Origin of the sequence: Pseudoalteromonas sp. S3776 (assembly GCF_005886915.1) — a bacterium.
In the GTDB taxonomy this organism is placed as follows: Bacteria; Pseudomonadota; Gammaproteobacteria; order Enterobacterales; family Alteromonadaceae; genus Pseudoalteromonas.
This window is the reverse complement of record NZ_PNCU01000207.1, coordinates 1-289: the sequence shown is the minus strand read 5'-3', so window position 1 is coordinate 289 and position 289 is coordinate 1. Positions and strand designations below refer to the sequence as shown.

Sequence of the window (289 nt, the reverse complement as noted above, 5' to 3'; positions counted from 1 at the left end):
TCTGGACCTTTTTTGGGTACTCCGGCTGGAATGCCATTATCTATGTGGCCGGGGAGATTCGGGCACCCCATAGAAATCTGATGAAGGCGACCGTGATTGGCTCTTTGTGCGTCTTTCTGATTTATCTGGCTTTGAATCTGGTGATTGTCAGCAGCCAGGATCTATCGCTCTTAAACGGGAGAATAGATGTTGTTGTCCAGGCAGCTGAACAGTTATCCAATCCTCTAGGCCTCAAGATTGCACTGGTAGTGATCAATCTGTCGCTGATTACGTCGCTGTCTGCCATGAT

The 289-nt window shown here is 48.4% G+C and carries 1 protein-coding gene; it reads left to right on the top strand.

What is annotated here, in order from left to right:
• The coding region (locus CWC16_RS19650) for an amino acid permease (protein WP_138542707.1) at positions 1–289 on the top strand (289 nt) is incomplete at both ends.